Here is a 610-nt window from a genome sequence, read left to right as displayed (position 1 = left end):
GATGGAAGAACTGTGAATTCCAGTTTTCTGCTATCATAAAACAGAATATATCTGACAGAACGCACCGTAGAAATACGGTGTTTTTTGTGCCCTTTTTGATGATTGGATATTCAATTAACTTTATTTATTACCCCCCTCCAATATCTAAAAAAAAGCTACTTCTGCAAGTCAACCTCACAGAAGTAGCTTTTTATTTATCCATTATTTTCATTTCTTTTCAAAACCATTTCATAAAAATCCAGAAACTCTTTTGTTATATAATATCCCTTACTTTCAACATCCAATGAGTCAAATGTATTATCATTTTCATCTACATCTCCAGACTCTGTTTCAAATTCTTCCTCAATGAATCCCGTTTGTTTAATATGTAAGAACACGTAATCAACTTCTCCTGAAGATACCTTTATTTGCTTTGAATATTCATTGCAAAACGATTCGTATTTGTTGCTATATGTTCTGCCATTTATGTGTTTCGTTGATTTACCTCTTTTAGATGAATCTTCACAATATTTTTTGTATTCAACTAAATATTGTATTTCTCTATACGACATAGTAGTGAATTAAAAACTTTATCCTCACACGACTGAAGTCGCGTGCTTCCAGACGCTTT

Annotated in this window: 1 protein-coding gene; it reads right to left on the bottom strand. The window is 31.8% G+C overall.

Features of this window, described 5'->3' with window-relative positions; translation table 11 throughout:
* Positions 1-194 precede the first annotated feature (194 nt).
* Positions 195-551 (bottom strand): hypothetical protein, encoded by a 357-nt coding sequence (locus tag LJE09_RS17340; protein WP_147413773.1) that lies wholly within the window; start codon positions 549-551, stop codon positions 195-197.
* Positions 552-610 lie beyond the last annotated feature (59 nt).

It is taken from the genome of Blautia sp. DFI.3.45 (assembly GCF_020593505.1).
GTDB classification, from domain to species: Bacteria; Bacillota; Clostridia; order Lachnospirales; family Lachnospiraceae; genus Blautia_A; species Blautia_A wexlerae.
The sequence above is the reverse complement of the archived record's forward strand: the minus strand, read 5'-3'. Positions and strand labels throughout refer to the sequence as shown.